The organism is Psychrobacter sp. SZ93C1, from assembly GCF_015864635.1.
Classification (GTDB): domain Bacteria; phylum Pseudomonadota; class Gammaproteobacteria; order Pseudomonadales; family Moraxellaceae; genus Psychrobacter; species Psychrobacter fozii.
This window is the reverse complement of record NZ_JADYWY010000005.1, coordinates 135,614-151,892: the sequence shown is the minus strand read 5'-3', so window position 1 is coordinate 151,892 and position 16,279 is coordinate 135,614. Positions and strand designations below refer to the sequence as shown.

At 41.7% G+C, this 16,279-nt stretch carries 13 protein-coding genes; 3 read left to right on the top strand and 10 right to left on the bottom strand.

What is annotated here, in order from left to right:
• Nucleotides 1-54 precede the first annotated feature (54 nt).
• The 5 genes from I6E83_RS08400 to I6E83_RS08380 form a co-directional block, all read right to left on the bottom strand.
• A complete protein-coding gene (locus I6E83_RS08400) occupies nt 55-1,452 on the bottom strand; it encodes a lysine N(6)-hydroxylase/L-ornithine N(5)-oxygenase family protein (RefSeq protein WP_197101105.1) in 1,398 nt (465 codons plus the stop codon).
• 103 nt (nt 1,453-1,555) lie between these two features.
• Nucleotides 1,556-3,385: an IucA/IucC family protein gene (locus I6E83_RS08395; protein ID WP_197101103.1), complete on the bottom strand. Its 1,830-nt coding sequence runs from the start codon at nt 3,383-3,385 to the stop codon at nt 1,556-1,558.
• A 1-nt stretch (nt 3,386) separates the two neighbouring features.
• Nucleotides 3,387-4,892: a pyridoxal phosphate-dependent decarboxylase family protein gene (locus I6E83_RS08390; RefSeq protein WP_197101101.1), complete on the bottom strand. Its 1,506-nt coding sequence runs from the start codon at nt 4,890-4,892 to the stop codon at nt 3,387-3,389.
• A 128-nt stretch (nt 4,893-5,020) separates the two neighbouring features.
• The gene (locus tag I6E83_RS08385; RefSeq protein ID WP_110923453.1) at nt 5,021-6,370 is read right to left on the bottom strand and encodes a diaminobutyrate--2-oxoglutarate transaminase family protein; all 1,350 of its coding nucleotides are present in this window, start codon (nt 6,368-6,370) and stop codon (nt 5,021-5,023) included.
• A gap of 374 nt (nt 6,371-6,744) precedes the next feature.
• Entirely contained in the window at nt 6,745-7,458 is a 714-nt protein-coding gene (locus tag I6E83_RS08380) for a DUF6977 family protein (protein WP_110923452.1), read from the bottom strand.
• 404 nt (nt 7,459-7,862) lie between these two features.
• On the opposite strand from I6E83_RS08380, the gene I6E83_RS08375 reads away from it, so the two are divergent.
• Nucleotides 7,863-8,984 carry a Fic family protein gene (locus I6E83_RS08375; protein WP_197101100.1) on the top strand — a complete coding sequence of 374 codons (1,122 nt, stop codon included), beginning with the start codon at nt 7,863-7,865 and terminating at the stop codon, nt 8,982-8,984.
• 92 nt (nt 8,985-9,076) lie between these two features.
• Here the strand turns inward: I6E83_RS08375 and I6E83_RS08370 are convergent, their stop codons facing one another.
• The 4 genes from I6E83_RS08370 to I6E83_RS08355 all read right to left on the bottom strand — a co-directional run bounded on the left by I6E83_RS08370 (nt 9,077) and on the right by I6E83_RS08355 (nt 11,405).
• Complete coding sequence (locus tag I6E83_RS08370; protein WP_197101099.1) at nt 9,077-9,448, bottom strand: hypothetical protein; 372 nt, start codon at nt 9,446-9,448, stop codon at nt 9,077-9,079.
• A gap of 214 nt (nt 9,449-9,662) precedes the next feature.
• Entirely contained in the window at nt 9,663-10,103 is a 441-nt protein-coding gene (locus tag I6E83_RS08365) for a hypothetical protein (protein ID WP_194618466.1), read from the bottom strand.
• A gap of 195 nt (nt 10,104-10,298) precedes the next feature.
• Nucleotides 10,299-10,661, bottom strand: a complete 363-nt coding sequence (locus I6E83_RS08360) for a hypothetical protein (protein ID WP_110923362.1) — start codon at nt 10,659-10,661, stop codon at nt 10,299-10,301.
• A 432-nt stretch (nt 10,662-11,093) separates the two neighbouring features.
• Nucleotides 11,094-11,405 (bottom strand): mobilization protein MobS, encoded by a 312-nt coding sequence (locus I6E83_RS08355; RefSeq protein WP_197101098.1) that lies wholly within the window; start codon nt 11,403-11,405, stop codon nt 11,094-11,096.
• Nucleotides 11,406-11,764: 359 nt separating this feature from the next.
• Here I6E83_RS08355 and I6E83_RS08350 point away from each other — a divergent pair, with 359 nt between their 5' ends.
• Together I6E83_RS08350 and cueR are read left to right on the top strand one after the other, a co-directional pair.
• Nucleotides 11,765-14,242 carry a heavy metal translocating P-type ATPase gene (locus tag I6E83_RS08350; protein ID WP_197101097.1) on the top strand — a complete coding sequence of 826 codons (2,478 nt, stop codon included), beginning with the start codon at nt 11,765-11,767 and terminating at the stop codon, nt 14,240-14,242.
• A gap of 94 nt (nt 14,243-14,336) precedes the next feature.
• Nucleotides 14,337-14,729, top strand: coding sequence for a Cu(I)-responsive transcriptional regulator (gene cueR / locus I6E83_RS08345; protein ID WP_197101096.1), 393 nt, complete (start codon nt 14,337-14,339; stop codon nt 14,727-14,729).
• A gap of 298 nt (nt 14,730-15,027) precedes the next feature.
• On the opposite strand, the gene I6E83_RS08340 is transcribed toward cueR, so the two are convergent.
• Entirely contained in the window at nt 15,028-15,966 is a 939-nt protein-coding gene (locus I6E83_RS08340; RefSeq protein ID WP_197101095.1) for a HEPN domain-containing protein, read from the bottom strand.
• Between the last annotated feature and the right edge of the window lie 313 nt (nt 15,967-16,279).

Genomic DNA, 16,279 nt, shown 5'->3' with positions numbered 1-16,279 from the left:
TTATACAGTTATGTGATTAATAGGATTTTTATGAAATACGAGTCTTATAAAACACTACGCGCCAAATTTTTGAAATACTTTTAAGGCGTCAGTGTCGTAGGTCTGCTCACCTGTTAACTGATTGATGATACATCCTGCTCGATAAGCACCCAGCCCCAAGTCTGGTGCGCCAACGCCATGAGTATGGACCTCTTGGTTTTGTACAAAAATATTGCCATCAGTCGCGATGTCTTTTTGATCCGTCAGCACATATTTCAGTGCATAGTCTCTATCAATGACTGGCTGATCAAACTCATCGTGCGCGATGCTAGGCAGTATCGTGTTTAAACACTCAGGCAGACCGTAACGATAGCCTGTACCAGCAATCACACAGTCATACTCAGCAGTAAAATCTTGATTCTGTTCACGCTGTCTACCTACCAGTTTTATGGTGTCTGTCGGCTCTGGCACTTCTAGCATTGTTGTCAGAGTAGCCTCAACCACTTCACAGTTGGATAGCAACGTCGAATACAAATCTTGATTGGTAATACTACGCTCATAGAGACGGTGATAAATATCGCGTATGGTCTCAAAGCCCGTGCCTTTATAGAGCAGGTCTTGCTTGGCAATAACTTGTGGCTTGGTTGCTGAGTCTAAATCATAAAAGTAATCTGTATACGCCGGGCTAAAATGCTCTAAACCTAATGGGGAGTATTCCATGGGGAAAAATCCTGCCGAGCGAGTCATCCAATCTAGCTGAAACTTAGGGTTGTCATTAGTACTATCATCGCCATCAAACTGCTGATCAAACAGCGTTCGATAGACCTCTGCTGAGGACTGCCCAGATCCCAGTACCAATACTTTAGTCAGCTTGTTGTCTGTCTTGGTGCTATTCAGATCAAGGCTACTAACATTATTGAGGCTGTCCAAGTCAAAATTATCTGCAAAATGGGCGGTGTGCATACAGCGGTTAGGCGCTTGTTTGGCAATGTCCTGCAATGATGGTGGTAGCGTGGCCTGTGTGCCCGTCCCTATAACTAAATTTTTAGCATGATAGGTGTTTTGCATGCCCTGCTCACAGACGGTCACCACAAATCCATCATTGCTATCGTCAAACGCCACGTCTATCACTGCCGCATCAAAATTCAGACTATCCAGTTGCCCTGCTACCCATTGGCAATAGTGATTGTATTCTTTACGATAAATTTTAAACTCTTCTAAAAAGTAAAACTTGAGCAATCGGTGCTGAGTATGCAAATAATTCAAAAAAGAATACGGACTGGTTGGGTCTATCATCGTCACCAAGTCTGCCATAAAAGGCACTTGCAGTGTGGTGTTTGGCAATATCATGCCTTTATGCCAGTTAAACTCAGCTTTTTGCTCAAAAAACTTGGCGGTTACGTCGGTCTTTGTCAGTAATGCCGCCAAACTTAAATTAAACGGCCCTACGCCAATACCAATAATATCTAACACGGTCGCCCCTTAGTGATTTGGTGGTCACGTTAATTCTGCTGCTAGTTCTTGTCGAACCCTAACTTTTATCGTGTGCTAATCTTTGCCGTCTCAATATGACTTGCTACGTCATCATGGGGTTTGGGATATCGACATAAATAGACTGGGTTTCAACAGGTGCGGTCAGCTCATCGAGTGCATAGAGTCTGGTGAGTAGATTGCCCTTAAACGGTAATGTAGGACTACGCAATAACAAGTCAAATAACGAACGATGCGGGTATTGTTGCTCTAACGCCATTAGACATTCTTTAAACGTCGTGATTAATGTCTCCTCACTCACAAGCTGAGTACGAGCAATAGCAGTAATAAGACCAAATATACTGTTGCCAACTAGATAGTAGGCAAAGCGTGAGTCAGCAAAGTCTTCTGGAATGACACACTCTCCTTCGCTAATCAGCTCGGGATAAGTGTCAATGAGCGGCGTGGCATACTCTGCAATATAGCCAAAGCCTTGATTGTCTCTGGCCCAAAACTTAGTAGGATAGCCGTCTTTTAGCTCGATGAGACTGTTTTGCTGATGTACCTCAAAACCAATACCATGCTGATAATACATATGAACCAGCGGTATAAAACCAACTTGCAAATAAGTGTCAAACCACTGGACAGCCACCTGTTCTAAAGGTTCATCTGTCTGTTTATGGATAGACTTAAACAGTGTCTCTAAGCGATTGGTAAGACGGGTTGGATGGTCTTGGCTTAAGCTGGCAAGATTGGTGACTTGCGTATCCTCTGTAAAAGGGTTGTCACGTAAGATACAAATGGTCTCATCAATAATTTTTCCATCCACACTTAAGGCAATCCAAGCAGGGTCATTCAATACGGCAATCGTAGGATACTCGGTCTTGAGCTGAGTACCATAGTCGCTACGCCAGATTCGGCAGGCATGCATACCGCGTTTACATTCTTTGGGCAGGTTAATCCGCACCGAATTGGTAATCGCCACAGACAACGACAGTTTAAACATCCAAGGCGCATCAAAGGCAGCCAGTGTGCGTACTGATGTCGTTGGATGCAAATGCCACCCGAGCTCGCCCAAATCAAACAATTGACCTTGTTCTAGCAGCTTTTGATACCATGGCTGCTGCTGCAAAAACCTTGCTTGCCAAGGGTGCAATGGCAACAGCTTATAGTCTGGATACTCATCCACAAGTTGCTGCTGATAGCCACTCATATCAGCTTGTAACTTTGATTTGAGCGCTGTGGTAATGCTGTCGCCATCTACGAATTCTTCTGTAATGCAGCTGGGGTGCACTAGCCAATAATGCAGCTGGGTTTTGCTATTGGTCTCGGGCGCATACTTCGCCCACTCGGCACCATAAAAACCAGCACGGCCTTTGGGTGTAGGGTGCATAGCATGACCGTAAATAAGGTTTTGTTCGGTTTGAATAAAATCTTGCTGATAGTCAATGATGTCATCAATCTCATCATTGCGATGCTCTAAGATAATCTGTAGCCCCTCATAACTTTCAATCCAGCGCTTTAATACGCCATTGGCATCTAGCGTCGCTTTATCTTTATAACGATGCACAATGTCTTCAATAATCAAAGATGCTAGGCTCATAGCAGAGGATTTTATCCATCGGCTGTTTTGCAAAGGGTCGTCCAGTTGCGTGTCTAATGTTGAGTCTGAGCGTATGCTTACCTGCTTATTCAATATAAGCGGCGTGCCCGCCAAACGATGCTGACCCAATTGGCTCACTCTGTCGACAGGTACGACCATTACCGTGTTCGAAGGCAATAGCATTAGCACTAATAGAGGCTTGTTTTGTGAGGCCTGCTTCTGTATATCATCTTGCTGCTCTACGGCAATAATATCGCCGTTCCCAGTCTCAAAACAGTAAGCATTGATTAGATTTTGTAGTGTAAGTCGATCAAGCGTTTTGTGCTGCATCATGTTATTTTTTCCCATCAACGTTCAGGTTGTCAGAATTAAGTTGGTTAAAACCAGCAATAGCCATTTGCTCAATGATGTCTGCAATATCATTGATTTGGGTATTTGGATTTAGAATGGTGAATTTAAGGCAAAGGCGTTGCTCAAACTGGGTGGTGGCCACATTGGCAATGTTATTGACCAATAGTGCTTGAGCAATGTGACGATTAAGCTGTGCGAGTTGCTCGTCAGATAGAGTGGTATCTTTAGGTGTAAAGTAAAACAAAACACTGCTGATAATAGGCTCATGTACCAGTACAAAATTTTCATTTGCATCAATCAGCTGTGCCGCTTGCTTGGCGGTATCTAGACAGTTATCAATCAAGGATGCATAGCCATCCGTTCCCAGTAAGTCCAGCGCCATCCACAGCTTTAAAGCATCGAAACGGCGTGTGGTCTGTAAAGAGTACGTCACCAAGTTTGGGATATTGTCCTGTTCGTCATCAGCAGAGTTTAAATACTCGCTGTGATGGCGAATGCTCTCGAAATTTTGATTGTCTCGTAAGAGAAAAGCACCGCAGCTAATCGGTAAGAAGAAATGCTTGTGAAAATCTAGAGTAATAGAGTCAGCTTGGTTCAGGCCGTCAATCAAGTGTCGATAGCGCTGTGACAATAGCAATGCCCCACCCCATGCCGCATCGACATGTAGCCATATCTGTGCATCACGGCAGATCTTGCCAATAGCCATTAGAGGATCAATAGCACCCAAATCGGTAGTGCCAGCAGTTGCGATGATGGCTATCACATTGTCAGCACCCAGCTTATCTATCTGATGTTGTAAATCAGACATCAGCATGGCGCCTGATGCATCGGTCGCTATTTTAATGACAGATTGTTGACCTAGACCTAGTAGCGCCGCGTTTTTTTCGATAGAAAAGTGCGCTTGGTCTGAGCACAGGATTTTGCCAACAGACTGACCCATCAGGCCATCCTTTTGCACATCAACGCCCTTAGCTTTATAGAATTGATTGCGTGCTAGGAGTAGACCCATCAGATTACTTTGCGTACCACCACTGGTAAAGACGCCACCAGCGTTAGGGCCTGTTTGTTCATCAAAGAGGGCACCAGAGATATCATCAAACCCACAACGTTGACACAGCCAATGGATCAAATCTTTTTCGATATAGGTCGCTGCTGGACTTTGATTCCACGAGTCCATACTTTGGTTAGTAGCCGCGATAATCATCTCAGCAATCTGACCAATAACTAGTGTGGGTGGATGCAAATGAGCTAAGCAATTCGCATTGGCCGTCGACACACAACTGGGTAAAAACTTGTTTTGAATATCAGCGAGTATCGTGTCGATATCTCGCCCTTGCTCACGGATGCTAAAGGTATTGTTCGCTTGCACTTGTTGCGGCGTGCCGCCCAAATAGACGTTATTGTCGTCTAGCCATTGTTTGATGACAGCGCTGGTTTTTTGCATATGCGTGACATATTGCTCACTGGTTTGCTGATTTAATAAATGCAAAATATCCTCACTTGTTTATTCCACGATGGTATAAATCGCAAATAAGTGACTTATTATTAGAGTCGTTATTAGAGTTGTTATCAGAGCTTTTTTATAAATGTGTGAATCATGCTAAAGCGCTGGCAAGACTATTGATTGTCCTCTAGCGCCATATCAAGCCTTTGCAAGACTTGCTGCAGCTCATCTTTGGTTATATTGAGGGGCGGCAATAATCGCAGTACTGTGCCACCGCGCCCGCCCTTTTCAATCACCAATCCATGTTTGAAACACGCTTGTTGGATTTTGGCAGCCACATCGCTGTCTGCTGGATAGCTACCATCATTTTGCTTAGGTAGGCTGGGATTGATAATCTCTATACCAATCATGAGACCACGTCCTCTGACTTGGCCCATTTTTTGATAGCGCTGTTGGCGTATTTTTAGCTGCGACATGAACCATGCGCCTATTTCTAAAACATAGTCAGCAACGTTATTGTCTTTTAAGTAATTGAGAGTGGCAAGGCCAGTCGCCATGGCTAATTGATTGCCTCTAAACGTGCCAGAATGATTGCCTGCCTGCCATACATCGTATTGTTTTTTGATACCCAATACTGCAAGTGGCAGACCACCACCGATTGCTTTTGACATCACAATCATATCAGGGTCAATATCGGCATATTGATAAGCGAACCAACGTCCTGTACGGCAAAACCCTGTTTGTACTTCATCGATGATCAGCATGATTCCTAGCTCTTTTGTCACTCGGCGCACATGCTTCAGCCATTCTATGGGCGCAGGGTTGACACCGCCTTCCCCTTGTATAACTTCCAAAATGACCGCGGCTGGTTTCACCACGCCACTCTCTACATCTTTTAGGAAGTTTTCAAAGTAGCTCATATGGGCATGAATGCTTTGCTCAAAAGGCAAGCCAAACGCGCAGCGATACATATTGGGATAAGGTAAGAACTGTACCGAGCTCATCAGACCTTCGATACCTTGTTTAGGTGCCAAGTTCCCTGTCACCGCCAGCGCGCCATGTGTCATGCCATGATAGCCACCGCTGAAGCTAACAACACCTGAACGACCCGTGACTTGTTTGGCCAGTTTAATAGCCGCTTCTACCGCATCAGCACCCGTCGGGCCACAAAACTGCAAGCAATACTCATCGCTATTGGTGGCGAGTAGTTTGTACATGAACTCGCTGAATTTGTCTTTTAAAGGTGTAGTAATGTCCAATGTATGCATCGGTAGGTTGCTGTCTAATAGCGCTTTGATGCTTTCTATGACTACGGGATGATTGTGTCCAAGTGCCAGCGTGCCAGCACCTGATAGGCAGTCGATATACTCATTACCTTCCACATCAGTAATCCACGCCCCTTTGGCTGATTGAATCGCAAAAGGTAGCTTACGTGGATAACTGCGAACCTTCGATTCAAATTGTTCTTGACGGTGTAAGTAGCATTCGTTATCAAGTGGTTTGTCTAAAAGGATCGTGTCCATAGCTTTAGCCTTGTTATTGTCAGTCGTCTTGGATAAACATTCAAAAGTAAGTGTTGACGCTTACTTCTTAAAATACTGCTTATTTTTATTGAATAATAATGTAAATGATAATCATTATTATCAATGACGCGTAGTATCTACCTCTGATGATTTTCTGTCAACCCCTACTTATTGGTTTTTTCGATATGTTAGGGTGTATCCTCATTTCAAAAATGGAGATAAAAATAAGATAGATGGCCATCAAACGAGAAAAAATTAGCGCGAATGTTGATTTGATAAACGAAAAAGAGCACAGAAGATATTCTGTGCTCTTTTGTTATATCTGCCTGCTATCTAATGCCTACTAACTACTAACGGATGCAGTAGTCTAACTATTAGACCCAACCATCTTCCAACAGGTGCTCAGTATTACTGATCTTAAAACCGTTGCATAAGTCATAAAACGTCATTGGATCTTCAACATTATCGAGCAACTCTCGTTTATGCAGCGCCACAAATAACGCTAACGCATATGCCGCACTATGGATGGACTTTTTAGGATTAAAAGTGATATCAGTGAACCCTTGATATTGAATGACCTCCTCATGCAGCTGAGGGTTTTGCTTTAGAGCATTCACGTACAGCCAGTCATAAAACGTGGTCAATGGCTCTACGCCCCACTCCATACCAAAGTAATTATAGCCAATGAGCTCGCCTGAGGTGGTGAGTCGCTCATCTTTGCGGGCTTGTCTTGGCGCTACTGTTAGCAGATCAAGATAAGGACCACCATCTTCAAAAATCATGCTGGCTTGAAAGGCATTTTCGACACTATATGGATTGCCATCATGCTCATCCGTAATCTGTAAGCTGAACGGGCTTAGCGGAAAACTCAGCTTATTGCCAGACTTGCTAGAGAGCTCAAGTACTTGCTTAAATCCATACTTTTTGCGAATGACTTGTTGTAGGTCATTGATGGATTTTTTCTTTTGTCTGGTTGCAAATCCCACATGTCGCTCAAACATAACCATGTCTGTTTTTACCAAATTGTCACTGTTGACTTTGGGCATGAATACGGGTCTTTGTTCTATCGTGTTTGGTGCGTCTTCCATAGTGATGTGCCTTAATATCAATGGTCTTGTATAAAGTGTGCTTTCATCATTAATCTAGCAAAAATACTTATGACAGCTGATTCTGTCACTGCTATCAACGTTCTTTATTATTGGGGTTTTACTTTCTAGTAATAAAATATCGCTGCTCAATCTGAAATGCGCTGAACCGAGTCAACGCTCGCGGAGGCAGTTTATCTTATTCTTAGTCATTTATCCTACCCTATTTCAAGGTTATTGATAACCTTACTGAGTTTTTTGCATCAATGCTTTGCATGGTGTAAACATAAGCAGTGTATTTGACCTATATTCGTCTTACTTTATCCTAAATGCATTGAATAACCGTGACAATCTCCGCATAATATGCATTGAATAGCATTATTAATCACCGCATCTATGAGAAAGTTATGAAATATGTGACATACAACCATGAGCGATCAGATTGGACACAGTGGCACTGGTCAGATAAACAATTGCTGCCATTGGTTAGCCGTGTGCGTATATTACAAGGTTATTTACTCGGGCAGCTATCAACACTAGGGTTTGATTTAAACGTTGAAGCACAGTTGGATGCGGTGACGCTTGAAGTGGTTAAAACGTCTGAGATTGAAGGTGAAACGCTGAATAATGAGCAGGTACGCTCCTCTGTTGCGCGTCACTTGGGCATAGATACTAGCGACATGCCAGCGGCGACGCGTGAGATTGATGCTATCGTTGAGATGATGCTTGCCGCTACCTATGGCTATCAATCGCCGTTGACCCTGACTGACTTGTTGGGATGGCATCACGCTTTGTTTCCAACAGGATATAGCGGTCTGTACCGTATTAACACGGGAGAAATCCGTGATGACAGTAAAGGCCCTATGCAAGTAGTATCTGGTGGCTATGGGCGCGAACAGGTTCATTTTGTAGCGCCAAGTGCGGATAGACTGCCTATAGAGTTAGAGCGTTTCCTGTTATGGTTCAATACAGCAGCAGATGCTCAAGATGACTTAGATCTGGTTATCAAAGCCGGTATCGCTCATTTATGGTTTGTCACTTTGCATCCTTTTGATGATAGCAATGGCCGTTTAACTCGTGCCATCACTGAGCGAGTGCTAGCGCAAAGTGATCATAGTCAGCAGCGATTCTATAGTATGTCGGCTCAGATACTCCAGCAGCGTAATGACTACTATAAAATACTAGAGCGCACGCAAAAAGGCGACTCGGATGTGACTGAGTGGCTAATTTGGTTTCTACAGACGCTAGAGCAAGCACTGCTATCTGCCCAAACAACAACCAATAAGATTATCAGCAAAGCAAAGTTTTGGCAGACGCACCGTCAACAAGCCTTAAACACAAGACAAGTCACTATGCTCAATACCTTACTAACGAATTTTTATGGCAAGCTGACCACCAAAAAATGGGCAACGATAACCAAGTGTTCAGCTGATACTGCATTAAGAGACATTAATGATTTGGTAGAAAAAGGCATGTTAAAAAAATCTGATGCCTCAGGACGTAGTACGAGTTATGAACTCATGCTGTGAATTTAGAATACTAATAAATAATTCTCTAAAGACGCTTTACAATTTGAGAAACGTCCAATTAAGGATTGTTTAGAGTATTAGTGCTCGCGCCATCACTCAAGAAGGCGACAATCTTCATTCAATGGTGGCCAAGTGAATTCTTTATCATCACAGTGCAGTAAGATAGTATCGTTAGTGATTCCATCTATTGTGCCATTTAAATTCTGTAGGCGTATTCTCAAGGAAGTCAGACTACAGTGAGTATTTTGGTAGCTCTCTGCCTCTAGGCTAGCTAATGTTTGCTCTACATACTTATTGATGCCATCAATCATCTCATTGGCATCTTCTTGCCATTCAAAACTGTAATCTGCATCAAGAGAATCTAGATCATCAATTTTTTTTAGATTAATTAAAACATCCATGAGTTTGCGTAGATTATTAAAGTCTAGGCTCGATATTGTTGTCTGCTTTTTAATGTTTTGCATCGAGAAAACTCCTACGTCTATTAGAATTTTTTAAGTGGTTCCATTATACCAGTCTGTTTTGAGTAGTCTGTTAATAGGTTTGAAAACTGAAGCAGCTGGTTCCCTAGGTGTATACTCGAAAAAACTATTGTATTATTTTTTATCAGACAGGAGAAGACACTTAGAATAAACACTCATATGAAAGCTAAAATAGCTCTTCAAATTACCTATAAATTTAACCCATATACATGAAAAATGCATAAAAACCTCCAGCAGTTTGAAGTATGCCTAAGTGCTCATAAGGACCGTCTATATAAGTGATGTACTGCTTCGCAGTAGAAAAATCTATTTCAATAGACTTTAAATCTTTTATAAAGTAATCAGAGCGCTGCATAGAGACATTAGACACTCTTTTCGAAAAGTCGATATCAACTTCCTGTACAATATTTATCGACGATAAGTACTCATTTACGTCTTCTTCAAAAGTATCTTCATGATAAAAATTATTTACAATCCACTCCTTTAAACATGATAGAAAAAAATCATCGATATCAAGACTAGTGCTACGATATATGCAATTTATAAGGGATTCACCATAATTCTCTTCAAGCCGAATAACTGGCAATGCTGCATTGATTTTTTTAAAATTCTCATAATTAAGATTATGCTTATTCATCGAAGTTACTCCCTATTTAGGTTGTTTATCAAAATAATTATTTGGAATGAACACTGCTGTCAATTCCATAGGAATTAACTTTGGATATCTTAGGCATGTAGCTTGATAAAATCATCCTGTGCAGTGGATTCTATAATTGTTGAGAACATAGCCGACGGTTCGATGCCTGTATAGCGCACCGAATAGGTTTTAACATTAATAAGCTCTATTACAATTAGTATATTTACGACTTATTAAATCAAATTCATACCAGAAATCCCACATGTATCTGTCATCTGCATTGAATACTATCCTAACTCCACGTTCAACTTCCCAACACCAGCTAAATATAAGCTTAAGCTTTTGATAATGCATTTCAACCTCGGGAAATGGGATAGTTAATACATAATTACCTGCTTTATCATATACCTTTGCTACAAAGTCTGTATTTCTAGAGAATGTTTCTTTATTAAAAATCAAAAAGTAATCGAAATTATCCAAAAGCGTAACATCACCATACTCGAAGTCGATTTCAAAATTATTCAGTAGTGCTAATTTTTCGCGATTATTTAAATTCATTTCTCTTCTCCTCTCTTTTAGAGCTAGTTCATTAGTAAAATTTCATAATTTTATGGATAGCTCAAGTGGAAATTAGGTTCGTTATAATAAACCTTAGAGATAATTTTTTTTCGAAAAGCTCACATGATGTACATTACTAAGTACACTATGTCTCTCTAAATAGTTTGATTAATTATCGTATATAGCCTACAGCCGGAGATTCAAGTCCTCACTAGGGTACCGAACCAATAAAAGCGGTTTCACATTAAGACCTGCTTCCAACACTCTATGTAATCCATGAGGTTTAACTTTATATGAATTTAACTCAAATATTAACTTTGTCTTTTATAATCCTTTGCTTTCTAGTATTTTTCACTCCAATCCTTCCTCTATTTGCCTCTTACTTTATTTCTAGGTAAGGTGATTGTGATTGTCTTACTCGCTGTTATGTCCTTACCCCGATTGGTTGCCCTGACTGCTATCAGAATCTGCTTTATTCTTGACCGTACTACCAAGCTCCCTTACTAAGTCTGCCATCAATTCTTTATCCGTCTGTCTGCTCAAAAAATCCAATAGATTATCAGCTGTGTATTCTTTCAAACCATCTACCATATCCTTCTCTAAAGCGTCCACAAGAAAAGCACCCAGTAGTATTTTTTGCCGTATCAGCTTCTTATCTAACTTCTGTTTCTCTCTGTTTATTTTAAGCTCCAGCTCATTAATCTTCTGTTCCTTTTTTAAATCATTACTATCAAGTAAGGTCATATTTTTTCCTTAAATTAGCAAATCTATTTATTCTTATAACGGGGCTTATGGTAAATAATAATCCAAAAGCTCACAGCCGGAGGTTCTAGGTTACCGCCTTTGTTTCCATGAGATAAGTTATCGGCAATACCCTTCTTTGTTATCTACCACTCCTCTCATTTTAACCTTCCGCACCCTTACTTCATAATCACAACACGGTTCAAGAGTAATGTTTTGAAAGTATTATAGAAATACGCTTGACCTTACCATGATGTCAACCTATATGCTGTCACTATAGATTAAAAACAGAATTAAAAACAGAATTAAAAACAGAATTAAAAACAGAATTAAAAACAGAATTAAAAACGACAGAGGTTGTTATGAAAACAAAAAATACTAAAGCCCCTACTTATCATGAAGTGCTGAGCATTGAAGGCATGAGTTGCGCATCTTGCGTCGGGCGTATCGAAAAACAATTAAAAAATATTGAGCATGTTGAAAATGCCGAGGTAAACCTTGCCACTGAACAGGCGACTGTTTACTCATCTCAACCTGTAGATGTTGCCCAGTTAAACAAAGCGGTAGAGCGCGCAGGCTATAAGGTGACTAAAACCCAGCCTATCGAGCTATCCATAGAAGGCATGAGCTGTGCATCGTGTGTTGGACGAGTAGAAAAATCCTTGGCCAAAGTCGCTGGCGTGCAACAAGCTACTGTAAACCTTGCGACTGAACGCGCTTGGATTAAAGGTGGTGCTCAAATACAAACGAGTAAATTGATTGAGGCGGTCAAAAAAGCGGGCTACGAGGCCAAACTGGTAGAACAAGATCAAAGTGATCGACAAGATAAGAAAGCCTCGGAGCAAAATCAGCTTAAACGAGATTTAGGGCTTTCTGCGCTGTTGTCACTGCCCGTATTCATTTTAGCAATGGGCTCGCATATGATTCCCGCCTTTCATATGTGGGTAGTGAATAACCTCGGCACTCAGCAAAGTTGGCTGATACAGTTTGTTTTGACCACATTGGTATTACTCTTTCCAGGCCGACGCTTTTATCAAAAAGGCGTGCCAGCCTTATTGCGTTTTGCGCCAGATATGAATTCGCTAGTGGCGATTGGTACTGTCGCAGCGTATGGCTTTTCCCTCATAGCGACCTTTATCCCGCAAGCGTTACCTGAAGGCACGGTGCACGTTTATTACGAAGCCGCTGCCATGATTGTGAGCTTGATTTTATTAGGTCGTTATTTTGAAGCAAAAGCCAAAGGTCGTACTTCTGGGGCCATTCAGCATTTAGTGGGTATGCAGGCAAAGACTGCCCGTGTACAGCAAGATGGCAAGGTCATTGAAGTCCCTGTAGAAAACGTCACTGCACAAATGATAGTTGAGATTCGTCCAGGCGAGCGTGTGCCTATCGATGGCGAAGTCGTTGACGGTCACAGTTATATTGACGAATCTATGATTACGGGTGAACCTGTTCCTGTGAAAAAACAAGCCGGCGATCAAGTGGTCGGCGGTACTATTAATCAAAACGGCACCGTGAATATTCGGGCAACGGCCATCGGTGAAGATTCTGTATTAGCGCAAATCATTCGTATGGTAGAACAAGCCCAAGGCTCTAAATTACCGATTCAAGCATTGGTGGATAAAGTCACCATGTGGTTTGTACCAGCGGTGATGTTTTTATCAGCATTGACCTTCATAGTTTGGTTGATTTTTGGCCCTGACCCTGCCTTAACCTTTGGTTTAATCAATGCGGTTGCCGTACTCATCGTAGCCTGCCCCTGTGCAATGGGATTGGCCACTCCCACCTCCATTATGGTTGGCACGGGTCGCGGTGCAGAATTGGGTGTGCTATTTCGTAAAGGTGAAGCGCTACAAATGCTTCAGGATGTGAGCGTGGTTGCCGTTGATAAAACGGGCACCTTGACTGAAGGCAAACCTACGTTAACGGATTTTCAAGTCCAACAAGGATTTGAGAAAGAACAGGTCTTACGTGTGGTGGCATCGGTTGAAGCAAAGTCTGAGCATCCCATTGCCTTAGCTATTGTTCAAGCTGCAGAACAACAGAATATTCAGCTGCTACCTATCGCTGACTTTGAAGCGATGACAGGTTTGGGTATTCAAGCAAACGTGGCAGGCCAAGTGGTTCATATTGGCGCGGATCGTTATATGCAACAATTGGGGCTTGATGTCGCGCCTTTTGAACAAGATGCGCTACGTTTGGGGCAAGAAGGTAAAACCCCACTCTATGTCTCTATTGACCAGCAATTAGCCGCTATCATCGCCGTTGCAGATCCTATTAAAGAGACGACTCATGCCGCCATTGCCGCACTACATCAGTTAGGCTTAAAAGTGGCAATGATTACAGGTGATAATCGTCATACCGCCCAAGCGATTGCCGCAACATTAAATATCGATCAGGTAGTGGCAGAAGTATTACCCGAAGGCAAGGTAGATGCGGTACGCCAGTTGCAAGAACAATATGGCCGAGTGGCATTTGTTGGTGACGGTATCAATGATGCCCCTGCATTGGCTCAATCCGATGTTGGGTTAGCCATTGGCACAGGCACAGATGTAGCGATTGAAGCAGCTGAAGTCGTGCTCATGTCAGGTAGCTTACAAGGTGTGCCTACTGCGATTGCCTTAAGCAAAGCCACCATTAGTAATATCAGACAAAATCTGGCTTGGGCGTTTGTCTATAACGTCGCCTTGATTCCGATTGCCGCAGGTGTGTTGTATCCCGCCTTTGGTATTTTACTCTCACCCATTTTTGCAGCAGCGGCAATGGCGTTATCCTCTGTTTTCGTATTGGGTAATGCACTACGCCTCAAGTATTTTCAAGTATCGTCAGCGAACTACTAAACCGCTACAGAGTAAATATAGAATCGTGAACGATATCAATATAGGGTTTCAGTATAAGTATGACTGAACCCCTTTTTAAGTTAGGAAGACAATTATGAATATTGGTCAAGCATCAAAGCAATCCGGCATCTCTACCAAAATGATTCGCTACTATGAGCAGATTGGCTTGCTAGAAACAGTAAATCGCTCGAACTCAGGTTATCGCTTGTACTCTAAAGACGATATAGACGACTTATGCTTTTTAAGACATTCTCGTGACTTGGGGTTTTCATCCAAGCAAATGAAAGAGTTACTGTATTTGCGCAAAAATGCCAACCGTCAGAGTGCAGATGTTAAGCAACTGACACAAGAGCATATCGAGACGCTGAATCAAAAAATTGCACAATTGCAGGAGATGGTCAATTCGCTACAGAATTCTTTTGATCATTGTGCAGGCGATGATAATGCAGACTGCGCTATTCTGGATGATCTTGGGCAAGCTAAATAAAGTAGATATATTAGATATGTCACCTGTCTAAATTTATTTTCGAATTTACTTGACCATATAGAGGTACTACAATGTCTCCTCAGTTATTCATAAAACGGTCAATCTCTTTATAAGGTTCATCAATTTCAATCATATTATTATCCTCATCGGCAACCTAACACCTATGTATTTCAGTTTAAAGCGCTTGTTTAAATATATAAAATAATAAAGGCATATAACGCCTTGTTCACAGAAAAGTTAGGAGCTCAGCGAGTAATTTTTCCGAATATAGCAACTTTTTAAGTAGATTTTGAAAATATTAAAACTTCACATCACCTTTCGATGTTAGCTCTCCTTCAATTTTCTCAACAAAGGTTGCAATACATTGACGTAACTCAGACAGCTTATCTAATGTTATTTCCACGTGACTACCTTCCTTTGTTTTTCCGCCTCGGTGGACTATGTCATGGCGAATTACGATGTAACTCATTAGCTGTTGAATTTCTGGCCTTTCGATATCCAACGAACTCGAAAAAAGTGGCATAACTCTATCAAGACGATGCCAGACAGTTTTCTGTATGTGTTGCTCAACCTGAGCTCTTAGCGCCTCAAGACGATCAAATATAGTTGATAACGATAATTTTTCTTTCTTGAACTCGGAGCAGTTTGAAACGAATCTTTTAAAAACATTCTCATCAGTTTTGATCCAATACGACATAGTGTCTGACAAGTATGTCTCTAAAGCAGCAATCAGATGTGAATAAAGTAGTTGACGCAATAGTACTTTATGCTCTGCACCTAGAGCCGCTGTGTTTAATGAATCAATTTCTGATAAACATTGAAGAAATTGTTGATATGGTAAGCCTTCTGACTCTACTTCAAAAGAAAAGTATTCATCATAATCGGTCTCAGTATGTATTGGTGCCCATTCATATATCCCATCGGACTCCACATCATCAATTACATTACGCACTATCTCATCATTGAATAGATCTCCGAACCTACCGTACAACTCATCCCCTGCTTCATAAGGCCCGCCGTGAATATAGAGGTATCCTCCTTCGCGACCATTATAAGGTGTATCATTCGCTGGATCCCAAAAACGACTCAGGAACCATTGCCGCATTGCCTCATGACGTAGGTCGGACGGTGCTGATGAAAGCCATTCATCATTAGGCTCGAAACCTGACCTTGTATTTACGCCCGCTTCTTCTGGCAATTCCGGATAATGATCTTCAAGGTGGTCGTTATGGCCCATCGTTAACCTCAGTCAATTTATTTATGGTTCAGCTTGGAAGAGTTCGAAGCCGCTTAACAGCTTGTTCTGTACAATTTTCATAGTTTATAACACTCCAAAACAGCGTATATCACATGGCTCAACAATTCCATCAATAATTACCTTTGTAAACAAGTAATTAAATACGTATTTAACACCTTATTAAACCACGATTTTCGTAAAAAATTCAGTTTTCACAGAGTTAGCGATACAACATTGCGCAAGCGATGATAATACACAGCACATAAAAAACCCTTTAAGCGACAGATGACGCTTAAAGGGTTTAGATTTTGAT